15 protein-coding genes are annotated in these 15,288 nt (G+C 56.0%); 12 read left to right on the top strand and 3 right to left on the bottom strand.

Going from position 1 to position 15,288, the window contains the following annotated elements; translation table 11 throughout:
* Positions 1–21 precede the first annotated feature (21 nt).
* Positions 22–948, top strand: a complete 927-nt coding sequence (locus tag AB4Y97_RS18130; RefSeq protein ID WP_442000446.1) for an NAD-dependent epimerase/dehydratase family protein — start codon at positions 22–24, stop codon at positions 946–948.
* A 102-nt stretch (positions 949–1,050) separates the two neighbouring features.
* Here AB4Y97_RS18130 and AB4Y97_RS18125 read toward each other — a convergent pair whose 3' ends face one another.
* Positions 1,051–1,878, bottom strand: coding sequence for a LuxR C-terminal-related transcriptional regulator (locus tag AB4Y97_RS18125; protein ID WP_442000445.1), 828 nt, complete (start codon positions 1,876–1,878; stop codon positions 1,051–1,053).
* Between the two features lie 413 nt (positions 1,879–2,291).
* Here AB4Y97_RS18125 and AB4Y97_RS18120 point away from each other — a divergent pair, with 413 nt between their 5' ends.
* Entirely contained in the window at positions 2,292–2,531 is a 240-nt protein-coding gene (locus AB4Y97_RS18120; protein WP_442000444.1) for a DUF6894 family protein, read from the top strand.
* 494 nt (positions 2,532–3,025) lie between these two features.
* Here the strand turns inward: AB4Y97_RS18120 and AB4Y97_RS18115 are convergent, their stop codons facing one another.
* Entirely contained in the window at positions 3,026–3,760 is a 735-nt protein-coding gene (locus AB4Y97_RS18115) for a LuxR C-terminal-related transcriptional regulator (protein ID WP_442000443.1), read from the bottom strand.
* A gap of 390 nt (positions 3,761–4,150) precedes the next feature.
* Here AB4Y97_RS18115 and AB4Y97_RS18110 point away from each other — a divergent pair, with 390 nt between their 5' ends.
* The 3 genes from AB4Y97_RS18110 to AB4Y97_RS18100 all read left to right on the top strand — a co-directional run bounded on the left by AB4Y97_RS18110 (position 4,151) and on the right by AB4Y97_RS18100 (position 5,370).
* Positions 4,151–4,474, top strand: coding sequence for an ArsR/SmtB family transcription factor (locus tag AB4Y97_RS18110; protein ID WP_442000442.1), 324 nt, complete (start codon positions 4,151–4,153; stop codon positions 4,472–4,474).
* The gene (locus AB4Y97_RS18105) at positions 4,471–4,869 is read left to right on the top strand and encodes an SRPBCC family protein (protein ID WP_442000441.1); all 399 of its coding nucleotides are present in this window, start codon (positions 4,471–4,473) and stop codon (positions 4,867–4,869) included. The genes AB4Y97_RS18110 and AB4Y97_RS18105 overlap by 4 nt, the downstream gene beginning before the upstream one ends.
* Positions 4,870–4,938: 69 nt before the next feature.
* Positions 4,939–5,370, top strand: a complete 432-nt coding sequence (locus tag AB4Y97_RS18100) for a DUF1801 domain-containing protein (protein ID WP_442000440.1) — start codon at positions 4,939–4,941, stop codon at positions 5,368–5,370.
* Positions 5,371–5,457: 87 nt separating this feature from the next.
* On the opposite strand, the gene AB4Y97_RS18095 is transcribed toward AB4Y97_RS18100, so the two are convergent.
* Positions 5,458–5,913, bottom strand: coding sequence for a transposase (locus AB4Y97_RS18095; protein WP_442000473.1), 456 nt, complete (start codon positions 5,911–5,913; stop codon positions 5,458–5,460).
* A gap of 367 nt (positions 5,914–6,280) precedes the next feature.
* Here AB4Y97_RS18095 and AB4Y97_RS18090 point away from each other — a divergent pair, with 367 nt between their 5' ends.
* From AB4Y97_RS18090 to AB4Y97_RS18060, 7 genes are all read left to right on the top strand, one after another.
* Positions 6,281–7,003, top strand: coding sequence for a sugar transferase (locus AB4Y97_RS18090; protein WP_442000439.1), 723 nt, complete (start codon positions 6,281–6,283; stop codon positions 7,001–7,003).
* The gene (locus AB4Y97_RS18085; protein WP_442000438.1) at positions 7,000–7,893 is read left to right on the top strand and encodes a glycosyltransferase; all 894 of its coding nucleotides are present in this window, start codon (positions 7,000–7,002) and stop codon (positions 7,891–7,893) included. The genes AB4Y97_RS18090 and AB4Y97_RS18085 overlap by 4 nt, the downstream gene beginning before the upstream one ends.
* A 155-nt stretch (positions 7,894–8,048) precedes the next feature.
* Positions 8,049–9,338, top strand: a complete 1,290-nt coding sequence (locus AB4Y97_RS18080) for a GumC family protein (RefSeq protein ID WP_442000437.1) — start codon at positions 8,049–8,051, stop codon at positions 9,336–9,338.
* Between the two features lie 18 nt (positions 9,339–9,356).
* The gene (locus AB4Y97_RS18075) at positions 9,357–10,784 is read left to right on the top strand and encodes an O-antigen ligase family protein (protein ID WP_442000436.1); all 1,428 of its coding nucleotides are present in this window, start codon (positions 9,357–9,359) and stop codon (positions 10,782–10,784) included.
* Positions 10,781–11,980, top strand: a complete 1,200-nt coding sequence (locus tag AB4Y97_RS18070) for a glycosyltransferase family 4 protein (protein WP_442000435.1) — start codon at positions 10,781–10,783, stop codon at positions 11,978–11,980. The genes AB4Y97_RS18075 and AB4Y97_RS18070 overlap by 4 nt, the downstream gene beginning before the upstream one ends.
* The gene (locus tag AB4Y97_RS18065) at positions 11,977–14,175 is read left to right on the top strand and encodes a family 16 glycosylhydrolase (protein WP_442000434.1); all 2,199 of its coding nucleotides are present in this window, start codon (positions 11,977–11,979) and stop codon (positions 14,173–14,175) included. The genes AB4Y97_RS18070 and AB4Y97_RS18065 overlap by 4 nt, the downstream gene beginning before the upstream one ends.
* On the top strand, positions 14,172–15,245 hold the full coding sequence (locus AB4Y97_RS18060) for a polysaccharide deacetylase family protein (RefSeq protein ID WP_442000433.1): 1,074 nt from the start codon (positions 14,172–14,174) through the stop codon (positions 15,243–15,245). The genes AB4Y97_RS18065 and AB4Y97_RS18060 overlap by 4 nt, the downstream gene beginning before the upstream one ends.
* Positions 15,246–15,288: the final 43 nt, after the last annotated feature.

Below are 15,288 nucleotides of genomic sequence, written 5' to 3'. Positions count from 1 at the left end.
AAGAGGATGAAAGGCGCATGCATGCCGAAGCGCTATCTCGTCACCGGGGGGTGCGGCTTCATCGGTTCGCATCTGACAGAGACTCTGGTTGCGGATGGCTCAAGCGTTGTGGTTCTCGACAACCTCTCGACGGGGCATCGTGACAATCTGACGAACTCTGCCGAGTTCATTGTTGGCGATGTACGGGATCACAAACTGCTCAGCGACCTCGCCAAGGATTGCAGCGGCATCTTCCATCTCGCCGCCATCGCATCGGTGCCGAAATGCACGCAGCAATGGCACGACTCCCACAGCATCAATCTGTCCGCATCGGTCGACATCTTCGAGATGGCAGCGGAATGCGATATTCCGGTCGTCTATGCTTCGTCGTCGGCCATCTATGGTGACGCGAAGAGAACGCCTATCGGCGAAGACGATCCCAAGCACCCCATTTCCCCCTATGGTGCAGACAAATACGCCATGGAGCTTCACGCAACTGCCGGAGCGAGAACCCGCGATCTGCGATCATTCGGCCTGCGCTTCTTCAATATCTATGGGCCACGCCAGGATCCCCACTCGCCCTATGCCGGCGTCATCGCCGTTTTCATGCGCCATGCTCTGGCCGGAACATCGATCACGATCCATGGCGATGGCGAGCAGATTCGGGACTTCGTCTATGTCGCCGATGCAGTCGCGGCGTGCCACGCTGCCATGGGCCACCTGCACGACCGGAAAGCCGCAGCAGCAGAAGTCAGCAATGTCTGTACGGGACAGGCAACCTCGATCCGCACGCTGGTGAATTCCGTTGCGGATCTGATACGGCCGGATCTCAATATCTCCAACGGCCCGGCCCGGGCAGGCGATATCATGATCTCGGTCGGCGATCCGTCCCGCTTGAACCGTATCCTCGGGTTGCAGCCATCCACATCCTTGTCAGATGGATTGCGGTCGATCCTCACCCATCACTGAAGATGAGGTTTAGGTAGAACTCAGATTTTTTGGAAGTCCGTGGTTTAAGCCTGCAGCCGAAGGTCGTCCTTCGGCTGCAGGCTTAAACAACCTTACCAATGGCTAGCCTTCACTGGCACTCATCTGCTCGCTTGGACGTAGGTGGCTTGCAGCCCAAATGGCAGCCTGGGTGCGATTTTTGGCGCGGATCTTGCGAAGGATCGCTTTGACGTGAACCTTCACCGTCGCTTCCGTGATGTCGAATTTCCGGGCGATAAGCTTGTTGGAATCGCCCTGCATCAGACAGCGCAGAATGACCGTCTCACGAACCGAAAGTCCACGCTTGCCGAGCTTACCTGCGGCATCGCTTGCTTCATCCTCAGGAGCGGCTTGGCATTTCTCTGTTTCGGCAGCCTGCTCGCGTACGAGCTTGAGAATGGCTGCCGGAAACACGGTTTCCCCCAGCATGACCAAGTCGAGCGACTTGACCAGAACTTCGCAGGAGACCGACTTGACCAGATAGGCATCGGCCCCCGCTTGAAAGGCCGAAATGACCTCCTTCAGATCATACTGATCGACGAGAACGATGGATTTCGCGAAAGGCCGCTCTGCCTTCAACTGCCGAATTTGCCGGCAAATCTCATCATGATCGCTGCCGGCGCTCATGATGAGCAGGAACGCTTTATCATCGGGCGTCCACTGGCGAAGGGCCTCATCAAGGCTTGGAGCTGAGGCGACGATGCCGAAAGGCGTTTCGGCCAGAATGCGCTTCAGCCCCTCTCGTAATAATGTATTTTGCTCGACGAGCAGGGTCGAGACGAGTCCCGATCCGGATCGCTGCGCTTGACGCCATTCGGTGCGTGAAGCAGGCTCCGAAGCTCTTGAGAAGGTCTCGTCGGGGACAAGGCTATCCAAATCGGACAGGCTATCCAAATTATAGTTCTTCCTCATCGTATGCTTCTCTGACCAAGGCCCCCCGGACAGTTAAGCGCAATATTTCCTTATATTTTCCTTTCGGGAAACTTAACCCATCTCTGCGTCAGGTACAAATTAGCCAATAGGCGATAGGTCTCCCAGGAAAGTGGTTCTATTTATTTTTGCAAAGAGTCCCTTGGGCAACTATTTTTGCGGAGCACAATTCACTGCATGTGTGCAAACAGATGTGGGCCGTCAGGAGCTATACCGATTGCGAATCGTTTTTAGATTGGTTGATTCGCCTCCCCAAAAGGGTACCCTTTTCGATAGGCATCATATGCGTGCGAAGCTAGACATCGGGGTCCAGCAGATTTAGACAGTTTCTTATCGCTGGTTCAGGATACTCGCACGACCCACAATAACATTATTGCAAAAACAAAATGGAGCCGTTGCCTGTCATCATGAGATGCTACTTCAATCTCGTAGACGGTTACGAGAAAATCCTGGATCAGGATGGAATCGAGGTTTTGGATCTGGAGCAGGCACGCGTGCAGGCTTTAAAGGCGATCGAGGAATTGCTTGAAGAGGATGATGCGGCAGCAGAAGACTGGCGCAACTGGGTCTTGGAAGTGACGGATGGATCCGGGACGATTCTGTTCTCAATCCCGCTCAGTGGAATTCTTCACTGAATTTTGGCTGGCGCTTGTACGACGAGATCGCTTTAGCTTGATCAACTTCTGAAGCATCGTGCGAACGTGATTTTTCACACTGTCCTGCTCCTCCTTAGCCCCCCTACGCTTTTCTTTACCTGTCTTGGAGACCATTCGACCAGCCTTTTGAAGAATTTAAGTTTTGACGGCCGGAATCATCCGGGATCAGGAAATCAGTTTCCGAGTGGTGCCTCATCCCGTGTCCCCAAAGCGCGCGCAGCCGCTCAATCAAGCTTTCCGATCGACAAGCCCCCTTATTATCTTAGTTAAATCGACCCATGCGTGCCGAAACGCACACCGGATATCTCTTAGGATCCCAGCGATTATTAAGACGACTTACATTATAGACGCTGCGATCGGAATCCGAACTTCGAACTCTGAAGAAACCCTTCTTCCAATCGGAAGAGAACTTCCTTATTCGATTTTCTCGCGGGATAGCCGATCAGCACAAAGAAATGGCGAAAGGGACCGATTTAGATTGGGACGGCGTGTTGGTCATTATCGGTTGCATTCGACAGATGAGCAACGGCCCACATGGCTGCTTGCGTACGATTTGTAACGCGTATCTTCCGCAAGATCGCCTTTACGTGGACCTTCACCGTTGCCTCTGCGACCTCGAGCTTCCGAGCGATCGTTTTATTCGGAGCCCCTTCCATGAGGCAGTGCAAAATCTCGGCCTCGCGCGTCGATAACATGCGTGTCGGCAATCCGGATGCGACAGGCTGAATACGGTCGGAACCCACAAAAGGATAAGCTTGTGGAGCGACACTCATTTCCTTCTGCGCCGTCACTGCCGAGAAGAACATCGTCGAAGGGAAAACCGTCTCGCCCAGCATGACAAGGTCAAGATACTTGACAAGGGCATCGCATCCGATCGTTGCAAGGCAATAGCCTCCCGCTCCCGCATCGAGAGTCGCCAGCATGTCGTTCAAGTCAAAGCAGTCATCCAACACAACGACATAAGCCTTGGGATACTGCGCCTTAAGGCGCCGGACGGCTTCACATGTCTGATGATGGTGAAGGTTCGCATCCAGGATAAAAAGGGCCGGAGCCATTTCAGAAACACCTGAAAGGGCCTCGTTCCCGCTTATCGGGTCCACGGAGTGAACGCGATAACGGGTACCGGAAAGGATATGGCGGATTCCCTCACACAGCATCGCATTCTTGCAAACCAGGAATGTTGCTATCGGCAAAATATTCTGAGGCATACCGTGACATCCCTTATGCAGATTTCGCCTAAAATTACACGATTTACGATTTGTTAATCATTGAGGCAAAGGGGGTATTTTTACCGCTTAGGAGGTACTGTGGAAAAAAGTCCGCAACGTCCAGGAGAAGAGAGAAGAAGCCTGAGGCATTCTCGTACTTCGCAACGCGCAGGGCGCTTCGGGATGGCAGGCGCCTGCTTGCGGCTTGGACGTCCCCGACCATTGCGACCACGTCGTGGCCGAGCGGCGCCAACCTGGAGATGACGGCATGCCCCACATGGCCGGTCACTCCTGTGGCGAGAATCATAGTGCCGTTCTATGTTCTTGATTGACTCACACATAACTCGCTGGTTATTGATTTAATCAATAATCAGCGAGTTATCTATTGTGATGCCACAGTCCTACGATATCCTTTTCAGAACGCTCGCCGATCCGACGCGACGGGCCATCTTCGAACGGCTGTGTCGCGACGGAGACCAGACGGTGGGGGCCCTGACGGCTCGAGCCGGGGTCTCGCAGCCGGCCGTCTCAAAGCATCTTGGAGTCCTGAAGCAGGCCGGGTTGGTGCTCGACCGTCACGAAGGTCGCCAGACGCATTATAGCGCGCAGCTCGGCGCCTTGGCTCCTCTGATCGATTGGACGAGCCAAATGGCCGGGTTCTGGCAGAGCCGGTTCGATCACCTCGAAGACTTGCTGAAAAGGATGGACCAATGAATGAAACGCTCTCCGTCATCGTCGAACGGGAGATACCTTATCCGCCGGAAAAGATCTGGCGTGCGCTCACGCAACCACATCTGATCGAGGAGTGGCTGATGAAGAACGACTTCAAGCCTGTCGTGGACCACCGTTTCAATCTTCGCGCAGACTGGGGCGCTGTCGACTGCCAAGTCCGGACAGTCGAGCCGAACAAAACGCTGTCTTACACGTGGGCGGCCTACGGTCTTGAGAGTATCGTCACTTGGACTCTCACCCCTACGGGCACGGGGACCCATCTGCGCATGGAGCAGTCTGGCTTCCGGCCGGATCAGCAGCAGGCCTACCAGGGCGCCAAGTACGGATGGCAGAAGTTCTTTGCAAACCTAGAGCAGAGCTTGACACGGATAGATTGAAGTCTGCCGGCACAATTCAAAGCTAGGCCAGAGTGAATGACACCTCGGGACTGAGGAGGATATACGACCATGAAGAAGAGCGGGGCACAGGACAACAAGTCTCCTTCTCAGCTGATAGACGCGAGAATCAAAGAGCTGAGCGATTGGCGGGGCGAGATGCTCAGCCGGCTTCGCACCTTAATCAAGGAAGCTGATCCTGAAGTGGTCGAGGAGTGGAAGTGGAGAGGGGTTCCGGTGTGGTCGCATGCCGGAATGATCTGCACCGGTGAGACGTACAAGAATGCCGTGAAGATGACCTTCGCCAAGGGCGCCTCGTTGGAGGACCCTTCAGGCCTCTTCAACTCCAGCCTCGAAGGCAACACCAGGCGTGCCATCGATTTCCATGAGAGCGACAAGATTGATGAAAAGGCGTTGACGGCGCTCATTCGCGCCGCCGTGGCACTGAACACGTCGTCAGCTGCCCAGCGGCCGAGAAGCGCATCGGTGCGTTCCAGTGTTTGAGCGCATAGCGGACCGACAGTATGCCACCTCGCCTAGCATGAGGTTAAAGACGAGCGGGATACCTCGGCATCACTGAGACAATGAACTTTACAGGTGAACCCGCCTCGCGAACGGCCAAAAGCTTGTTCGCGTGCCCCCCTTTTGCGCCGACAGCCGAGACATGACCGCGAACCGTCGCCGAATCCAGGCTGTCGCGGGAGTTGTTGGCCATCGCCTGGGCAAGGGTCGTGGCGACCGCTTCTCAATGCTGGCCTCGCCCCATCGTCGGAATCGCTGATAGACCATCATCCACTGACCGGACTTCTCCGGCAGATTGCGCCACGACGCCCCAGTGCGGATGCGCCACAAATGCCATTGTTGATCTGTCGATCGTTGAACGCGGGCCGGTTCTTGCGTCCTCGCTCCAGTGGCAGAAAGAATTCGAGCAAACGTCACTCCGCTTCGCTCAGGTCGCTGCAGCACAATCCTGCCTCCCTCCAAGAGCCATTCTTGAATCAAAGCCAGAGTCGTGCGGAAACCCCTTTGCAAACAGGGCCTAAGCATTCCGTTATTGGCTGAGAGGAGGATATAGAGAGCCAAAACTGGTGTGCCGACACCATATTTCTTATGGATTAGCTCGATTTGTCGTCGCCATACCTCATATTCCAATCGAAATACAATAACTCAGTTAAAATGATTATAATTTAATACTTATGTGACGTTGAATATAAGCCCACCCCACCCAAAATCATAATTACACTAACTAAACACCTCGCCAAACTCACAACAAGCAACTCACCAGAAAAACAATCCTCCCCATTACATACATAACGGCAAAACACATCGAATTATTTCGTTGTCTTTACTTGTATAAACACGATTTTCCATCTTCCGGTGGGGAAATCAAAGGAATGCAAAGGAGAGTGCATTTATGGTCGGCTCGCGTGCGTCAGAAGTATCGAACCCTGCATTCTCTCGAAAGCTAAACACTTCGGCAGATCTAAGAGTAAATATTTTTGCGTCAAAACAATCCCTCATTCCAATAGCGTCACAGCTTATCAAGAGATCACTGGACGTAATCGCGGCTTTCTTTCTATTGGTTCTGGCTACGCCGCTCATGCTCGTGATTGCAGCTCTTGTCGCGATAGATGGGGGGGCGGCCTTTTACAGGCACGAGCGGATTGGCGCGAAAGGCTTGCCTTTCAGCTGCATCAAGTTCCGCACCATGATCCTCGATGCGGAACGATGCCTGGATGAATACCTCTCTTATCACCCTCAAGCCCGCGATGAATGGAGGCGGGAGCAGAAACTGGCTTTCGACCCCCGCGTCACCGCCATCGGGCGTATTCTTCGGCTTTCCAGCCTTGATGAGTTGCCGCAACTCATCAACGTCATCAAAGGCGATATGAGTCTCGTCGGACCACGTCCGATCACCTCTCTGGAAACGCCTCACTACGGTTTGGCTATCTCACTTTATAAGAGTGTTCGCCCTGGCATCACCGGGCTCTGGCAGATCAGCGGACGAAACGATGTCGGATATGAACAACGTGTCCGTCTCGACGAGTATTACGTCGCCAATCGGAGTCTTTTGTTGGACCTCTGGATCCTCTTGCGGACACCGGCGGCTGTTCTTTCGCGGAGAGGTGCAAGATGAGCCAACCTATCGCTCTTGTCGACCGGACAGGAGTCGCGCATGACAGCCTTATCCGGAAGCGCGAAAATCAAATTCACAGCATCAGCGTCCTGATGTCGACCTATGCCGGCGAAATTGCCGAGAATCTGAAGGCGTGCCTCGAGAGTCTCTACTGTCAAACATTACCGCCGGATCAGCTTGTACTCGTCGTCGATGGTCCTGTCGGAGACGATCAGGAGCAGGTGATTGCAGCCTTTCGCGAAGATCGGCGCATTCCGATTGTCACCGTTCTCAGAACAGCGCGAAGTCAGGGTCTCGCAGCAGCGATGAACCTCGGCCTGAAGGAATGTTCAGGTACATTGACGATGCGCATGGATAGTGACGACCTGTGCGAGCCAGACCGTATCGAGCATCAACTCGCTTACGTCGAATCTCACCCTGACATCGATATCGTCTCGTCCTGGAGTGAAGAGTTCTTTACCGATGGCACACCGGCTCAACTCAAAGTTTCTCCCGTCGGTCACGATGCCGTAGTTCGCGCTTTACGCTGGCGCAATGTCCTTGTGCATCCGACTATACTCATCAAAACCGAATGGCTTCGTCGACTAGGTGGATATCGCGTAAAATATGGACGGCTCGAGGATTACGACCTGTTCGTACGGCTTGTCCTGGCAGGCGCAAAATTTCACGTCATCCCCAAGGTCCTGGTCCGCGTTCGCTCGAGCACTGAACAACGGACGCGACGCGGTGGTCTGGGGTACTTCTGGAACGACGTGACTTTCAGGCTCTACTGCCTTCGTTCAGGTTTTCTGAATCTGCGCGAATTCATCGTTGTTACTGGAATGTATGCCATGTTCCGCCTCATCTCCGGACCTCTCCGACGGCGTTTCTACGCATTGGCTCGCGTCTAGATGTGAGCCTCAGGCACAACGCTCGTCAGTTCGAGAGCAAGATGCAGAAATCAATGACAACGATGAATGCCAGCGCTCCCCGCCCCACTTCTTTTCCCAAGATTGAAGACTGTGGTTCCAAGCCCATGGCGCGACCCCTTCGGAGCCGAGCGCCAGTGACGGATGGAGCCCGCCTCACTTATCTACGCCGGTTCACGCTGGGGTTCATCCTTGTATTTCTGATCGCGGGAGGGGTTTGGCCATTCCTTCCACGCCGCTACGAAGCGACCGCTTCCATCATATTGCGCCCGTCCGATGGGGATGGCCGCTCCGACCGCGCGCAATCGCTGCGCCAACCTCTCGACGAGAATGCCATTCAATCCGAAATGGATATCATCGGCTCACCGACAACCGCCTCGACGGTGATCGCGCAGCATCGGCTTGCCACGGACCCCGAATTCGGTCGCGACCCCGGTAGCATCACGTTCAAGATGGCTGACTGGGCTTATAGAACCATGCCCATTTACGCGAATGTATTTCGCAATCCGCACGAAATTTCCGAAACCGAACTGCGTGAACGACTGCAGAGGCATCTGACCATATCGCGCGATCGGCGATCCTACACGATCAAGATCGGATACTGGTCGTCTGATCCGGCCAAGGCTGCGGCGATGACGGAAACCCTGCTATCCGCCTATCTCGATGATCAGGTCGATCGAAAGCGTCGCTCGTCAGAAAGGTTATCTGCATGGCTGGTGGAGCGAGTCGAAGCCTTACGAGCAAAATATGAGAGCTCGGAGCAAGCGGTTCGGGATTTCATGGTTGACTCGAACCTGCCCGATAGTGCGGCACAGGCTTCTCTCGAGAACCAGCTAACGGCATTGAGCAAGGAAGCGGCCGAGGCGCGAAAGCAGTCCATCAACGCGACCACGCAGACGGAACTGGTCGCCGAGCTTCAGCAAACAAAACCATCGGTCATACTTCCCGCATCATCGAAGCGCTATCCAAAGGAAGCCGCGATGGCGGATATTGCGGTGCCCGCAACCTGGTCGCGCAGCAACAAATTCGCTTCTCTCTCACCGCAGGCCACGCAGAACCCGGAAACCGATGCGAAGAACTGGAGCTCAAAGGAGATGGTGCTTCGTAAGGCGATGAAATCTATCCGAGTCGAATTGTCTGGGCTCCAGAAGGCTCAAAGCAAACTGGAAGAGCTTCGTCATGAGGCCGCCATCGACAAAGAGGTCCTGGAAGGTGCCGTCATGCGACTGAAGGAACAGACGTCGCGCCTTGCATCCATCGGCCCCGATGTCGAGATCCTTGCCAGAGCCGAAGCACCGCTGCGCCCCGCATTTCCCAATCCTCTCTTGGCTTTCCTGGGAACTTTTGTTGCTGCCTGTGTTGCCGGTGCCGCAATGATTTGGCGTCAGCTCGCGGCAGGAACACATCGCCTCCTTGCCGAGCATTGAGTTCGGGACCTCTGTTGCATGGCTTTCCAGACATCGACCGATTCACCTTCAACCACAGCAGCTCTCCTGGTGGCGTTGGGTTGGATCGTTGCGCTCATGACGGCCATCTCCTTTGGACCCGCAGCTTATCTGGCTCCTGTTCTAGGGCTTGCCTTAAGTGTCGTAACAATTGTGACGCTTCATGCGGCATGGAAGCGACCTGCGGCAACAGCTCTTCTCTTTGCCTTCATCATCTTCGCTCTCAACTTCAACTTCCGGCAACGGGAACTTGGCGTGACGGGCCTGGATTGGCAGAACGGGGTGAAGCTTGCATCCTGGTCTGTTCTGCTTACCCTGGGCCTTATCCGCTGGCGACAGATAGCATTCTTTTTAAAAGAGCCTGCGTTCTGCCTGTCTTTCGCCTATGCGACCGTGGCACTGGCATCAGCCTGCTGGTCTGAGGTTCCTGCCTATACGGCTGCAAGCGCAACAGGGCTGTTTGCTTATCTCGCACTCGCCTGCTTCGTGGCGAACGACCTGAGCGAGAGCGCAGCCCTTCGCATCATGGTGTGGGCTCTCGGCACTTATGTGGCCATCGGCCTGACCGGAGGCATTCTTGTGCCTGGCATCACGTGGCTTGCCCCCTCTGCCGAGGAAAGCCTCAATCGCCTCCAAGGTTTCTCCGGCCATCCGAATGTCTTTGGGCAAGAGATCGGCGTTTTTATCACGATCACCCTCATCGCATGGCGGTCGCGCCTTATCGGAAAACTCGTCTCCTATTTTCTCTTAATGCTCGGTGCCGTCGCAATCCTCGCAACAGGGAGCAGGACTACCCTCCTCGCTCTCATGATTGCGTGGGGAGCAGTTGTCCTACGCAGCAGCCGTCATGGCTCTATTGCTGTGTTTCTCGGCGCGTGCTGCCTCAGTATCATTCTCATGATAGCCGCCGTCGGCGGCTTATCCGATTTGGGCGATCTCCTCAGCCAGTTGAGCAGGACCGGGCATGAAAGAGAGATCTTCACCCTCACGGGACGCACTGAAGTTTGGAGCACTGTGTGGGACCTAATCCTCCAAAAGCCGTTCTTCGGCTGGGGATACAACGGCACTGAGGAACTCATCTCAAGCAATATGAGCCCCTCGTTCACAGGCACCGCGGTCAATGCTCATAACATGTTCCTGCAAAGCCTTCTCTCGTTGGGATTCTTAGGATCGCTGCCGGGATTTGCCCTTTTCGCCCTGCTTGTGACACGCTTTTTCACACATCCCGATCCGGCTCGTGATCAGCTGACGATTTTCTTGCTTGTGGCTGGCATGGGCGAAGTCGAGTTGTTCGTGACGCCCGTTCTCCTCACCTTGGTGACCTTCTGGATCATCGTGCGCGAAGCGATGCGAGGGATGCGGCAAACGTCCCGCACCCACCGGAATCTACCTTCTCCCCAAGGAAATCTCGGATTGGAATCCCAATGAACGGCCTTCTTTCGAGATCCGTCGCGCCGGCACGCAACCGCAATGTCCTCCTGTGGCATTGGGGACAGGCCGGGGCGGGCGCGAAATTCACCTACGAGCTCGCGCGAGAGCTTCAAAACGTGGCTGGGATCAACCCGGCTCTTTCGGCGGTCGAAGGATCAGACCTGGCGGCGTTGGCCACTTCTCTTGCCGGCATGCCAATCCAAATCGTGCGGACGTTTCGCGGCAACAAGGCTTCCGTCTCCGGCAAGCTTGCCGCTGCGTGGGGCGTGTTTGGATTGCCACGCTTGGCAGACCGTTTCCAATCCGTCCTGTACGCTCAGTCGACCGATGTCGCGCTGTGCACGATGCCCTCCATTTGGGATGTCGCCACTCTGCCAGCGCTGCGTCGAAAGACAAGCCGGTTCATCTTCATATTGCATGATGCGAGTTTCCATCCTGGTGACTCATACCCATTCCGTGAAACAGTCGTTCGCTGGCAGATCGCAGCGGCTGATGGCCTTATCGTCCTGTCGGATCATGTAGGACGGGCAGCGCAGGCACTTTACGACTTTCCCGCCGACCGCATCTGGACGATACCTCACGGCGCCTTTGCATTCGGTCCCGATCCGGCAATCAAGCGCACATTTCCCCGCAATCGCCCGGTGCGCCTTCTCTTCTTCGGTCGGATCTTGGCCTATAAAGGTCTCGGGCATTTGCTGGATGCCTATCGTGCTTTGCGTGAGGGTAACGTTGCGGTGGAGCTCGATATCGTCGGCTCCGGCGATATCAGCCCCTATGCTGCACGCCTTGAAACGCTCACGGGAATATCCATCAGCAACAAGTGGGTGGATGACGAGGAAATCGCGAATGCATTGTCAAAGGCCGACATTGTCGTCCTGCCCTATATCGAGGCGAGCCAATCGGGAGTTGCCGCATCGGCCCTGACGGCGGGCCTGCCTATCGTCGCTACCCCGGTCGGCGGTCTCGTCGAACAGGTATGCGATGGACAAACCGGGCTCGTCGCCAAAGGGATGGCCGTCGAAGACCTTGTGCAGTCCATCCAATCCCTCGTTGAAGATCAAGCCCTCTACGAAGCGTGCTCTGCGGGCGCGCTGAATTTCGCGCATGAGGAACTCAGCTGGGCCCGTATCGCTAACAGCGTCAGCGGCATCGTCGACGAAGTTCTCGCCTCCCCACGCAGGAAGGACCGATGACCCTCTCTGCGAACACGGAAGCCGTGGCAGAACATGATATCGCCCTGCCCGGTGCGATGCAGCCATTTCGCCATGCGAAAACTCTGCGATGGCTCGGCCGTCCTCTCGCCTATACGATCGGAACCGCTTTGGCGAGTTTGCTCAGCATCGGTACATCCCTGCTTGCACCATCCCTGCTTGGGCCTGCCGCCTTCGGCTCCTTCGCGCTTCTGACAAGCTTGTTTCAATACGCCAGCAAGTTCGATCTCGGCCTGTCGCAACTGGCAGACCAAGAGTTGGCGGCGAAGGAAATATCCTCGGTGGAACGTGGAGTGGATATCCTTCGCGCCAATTGGGCCATCGGCAGCCTTCTGCTCGCCATCATCACGCCGCTTGCGGCATTGGCCGCGTTTGCCAGCGGGCAATTATCTCCCTTCGATACCGCCCTCGCTCTCTCCGGCGGCGCGTTTTCCATGATCGCGAATGCGCCCGTAACCCTCTTCCGTGCAGGGACGCAGATCTGGGAGTTCACGGCCGTTGCTCTGACGTTGCAAGCCGGCATGACTGCACCGCGCCTCACCGGTTTGGTTGTTGGCGGTGTCACGGGCTGCTTCGCAATGCTTGTGCTGTGGTATGGCGCCCTCGCTGGGTTCTTCGCGCGGCTTGGACCTTCTGCAACCCGAAAGCCCGCGCCGATCCTGTCCCTATGGCGCACGGCACTTCCGCTCTTCGCCTTCAATGCCCTCTGGCTCGTCTATATGACGGCGAACCGCTGGATTTCAGCTGCCCTCTCCACTCCCGAGGAGCTTGGCCTCTTTGCTTTCGGAGCTAATCTCGCTTTCGTGGGCCTTGGCCTTATCTCGACGACCGCCCAGGTCTATTACCCGACGCTGCTCACCCGCATCGCACGGTTGCCGCGAGGATCCTGCTCTGGACAAGTCGAACGTCAGGCCCTTTATCTGGGAATATTCCTGGCGGGCATTGCAACAGCTGCCATCGTCACGGCTCGCCCCATCATCAGCCGGTTGTTTCCCCATTTCGAACAAGCCGCACCAGCAACCGTCGCGTTGGCCCTATCCTGTGTCTCCTTGGGTGTCGTCGCGTGGCTCATACCCATCGTCATCGCGCTGTCGTCCCGCCCTAGGCGCGATGCCGCAACCACATTCATTCCGAGCTTTCTCATCCTGATTGCAGCCATGGCGATCGGCAGCGGCCGTGCAGGTATCGAGGGGCAGGCCTGGGGATGCGTGGCGGCAGCATTCGTGCTGTTCACACGAGTGACCTTCCTGATGCGCCTGTTCGGTGTCGTCAGAGGCTGGGCTTTCATTCGCATGTTGACCGTTCAGTTGCTTTTGATCGGGCCGCTGTCAGGTTTCACGCTGTTCCGCGCGCCCGATCCCCAATTGACCATCACAGCCTATAGGGGCCCGGCAGGCACGGAGGTTGTCCCACCTCCTGGTTGGACCCTGGCCTTTGCGGACCATTTCGACAGATTGCGATTTTGGAGCAATGGCTCGGACGGGATCTGGGAGCCGCATTACCCTTGGGGCGCACGCACGAATGCTCCAAACGGCGAACGTCAATATTACGTCGACCCGCGCCCGGGGCAAGATTCCCAGGAGGTTCTGCGCCTGAATCCCTATTCGATCAAGAATGGCGTTCTGACAATCCGCGCGCGTCCCTTCCCGAAATCCGGTCAGATGCCTGGACCCGGCCTCAACTACGCGTCCGGACTTTTGAGTTCGGCGAAAAGCTTTGCATTCACCTACGGCTATGTGGAAATGCGGGCCAAACTCCCCCCCGGAAAAGGCCTCTGGAGCGCCTTCTGGCTCGCCCCGACGGATCAATCCTGGCCACCGGAGATTGATGTGCTAGAGGGGCTTGGCCAGGATATGAACTCCTATACGGCGACCGTGCATACGACCATTCGCGGAAGCCATACGCAGGCGCAAATCCGCGTGCTGACGCCGGATCTGTCGAAGGACTTTCACACCTTCGCCGTGAAATGGACTGCAGGTGAGATCGTCTGGTATTTCGACGGGCGGCGGGTCGCATCCATGAAGACCCCGGACGACATGCACAAACCGATGTACATGATCGCCAATCTCGCGGTGGGCGGTTTCTGGCCCGGCTTTCCCGACGAGACGACACCATTTCCCGGAGACCTGCAGATCGATCACATTCGCGCCTACCTTCCGCCTGGAGCGTCCAGGTGACGAGCAGATCGCATATATCGTCATTGAAGCATCGTCTCTTCGAGAAAGGTTTCTCGGCCATCGTCGCGACGCGGGCGAACCGCTGGCTTCGACCCTTGGCAATGGGATCAGGCATCATTCTGATGTTTCATCACGTCAGGCCCTGGAAAGCAAAGTCCTTTGCGCCGAACCGCTATTTGGAAATCACACCGGATTTCCTGGTAGCGACCATTACGATGCTGAAGCAGGAAGGGTTTGACATCGTCTCTCTGGATGAAGTGCCTGACCGACTTTCGGTTCAGCGCAGTCGGCCTTTCGCCGCTTTGACTTTCGATGACGGTTATCGTGACAATTTGGAATATGCTTGGCCGATCCTGAGACGGCTGGATATCCCCTGGACCATGTTCGTCGTCAAGGACTTCGCCGACGGATATGGCCGACTGTGGTGGCTCGAGCTGGAAGAAGCCATTGCAAGGCTTGATCGCATCGAGATCAAGCTGGATGGAAAACGATGTGCCCTTGCCACCGGCAAGCTTGCTGAAAAATACGCGGCATTCGATCTGATCAAGAGGCGTCTCATGTTAGGATCGGAGCAGAATTTGCTCGATGTCGTCACCGAACTCAGCACAAGGATCAATCTCGATCCTGACAGCCTCATCCGGAATTTATGCGCGGACTGGAGCGAGATTGCGCTGCTTGCGGAGGATCCGAATGTCACTATCGGCTCCCACACGCTCAGCCACCCCATTCTGGCTCAGTATGGCGATACATTCGCAGCCTCCGAGATCTCAGGCAGCAAGTACGCCATCGAGAAGCGTCTGGGCATGAAAGTCTGGCACATCGCCTTTCCTCATGGCGACCGAAATGCAGCAGACTTGCGGGAATTCGCGTTGAGCCGGGAGAGTGGGTATGCAACCGGCGTTACCACGCGCCCGGGCCATATTTTCCCTGAGCATGCGCGACAGATCACGGCGCTTCCTCGCATTTCTATCAATGGGCTTTTTCAGACCGAAGCGGCTCTGCGATCACTCCTTTCCGGAGTTCCTTTCATGGCACTCGATCTTCTAGGCGTCGGAAAGGTTCGTGCTTAGAATGGCCCTGCGCTTACCGGCTGATCCATAGAGTGCACTCGGT

This window comes from Microvirga sp. 2TAF3 (assembly GCF_052114965.1).
Lineage (GTDB): Bacteria > Pseudomonadota > Alphaproteobacteria > Rhizobiales > Beijerinckiaceae > Microvirga.
This window is presented reverse-complemented; position numbering and strand designations above follow the sequence as displayed.

Coding starts and splice junctions, on each gene's coding strand:
- AB4Y97_RS18130 (WP_442000446.1), top strand. CDS start 22: ATGCCGAAGCGCTATCTCGTCACCGGGGGGTGCGGCTTCATCGGTTCG.
- AB4Y97_RS18125 (WP_442000445.1), bottom strand. CDS start 1,878: ATGAGGAAGAACTATAATTTGGATAGCCTGTCCGATTTGGATAGCCTT.
- AB4Y97_RS18115 (WP_442000443.1), bottom strand. CDS start 3,760: ATGCCTCAGAATATTTTGCCGATAGCAACATTCCTGGTTTGCAAGAAT.
- AB4Y97_RS18110 (WP_442000442.1), top strand. CDS start 4,151: ATGCCACAGTCCTACGATATCCTTTTCAGAACGCTCGCCGATCCGACG.
- AB4Y97_RS18105 (WP_442000441.1), top strand. CDS start 4,471: ATGAATGAAACGCTCTCCGTCATCGTCGAACGGGAGATACCTTATCCG.
- AB4Y97_RS18100 (WP_442000440.1), top strand. CDS start 4,939: ATGAAGAAGAGCGGGGCACAGGACAACAAGTCTCCTTCTCAGCTGATA.
- AB4Y97_RS18095 (WP_442000473.1), bottom strand. CDS start 5,913: ATGCTTAGGCCCTGTTTGCAAAGGGGTTTCCGCACGACTCTGGCTTTG.
- AB4Y97_RS18090 (WP_442000439.1), top strand. CDS start 6,281: ATGGTCGGCTCGCGTGCGTCAGAAGTATCGAACCCTGCATTCTCTCGA.
- AB4Y97_RS18085 (WP_442000438.1), top strand. CDS start 7,000: ATGAGCCAACCTATCGCTCTTGTCGACCGGACAGGAGTCGCGCATGAC.
- AB4Y97_RS18075 (WP_442000436.1), top strand. CDS start 9,357: ATGGCTTTCCAGACATCGACCGATTCACCTTCAACCACAGCAGCTCTC.
- AB4Y97_RS18070 (WP_442000435.1), top strand. CDS start 10,781: ATGAACGGCCTTCTTTCGAGATCCGTCGCGCCGGCACGCAACCGCAAT.
- AB4Y97_RS18065 (WP_442000434.1), top strand. CDS start 11,977: ATGACCCTCTCTGCGAACACGGAAGCCGTGGCAGAACATGATATCGCC.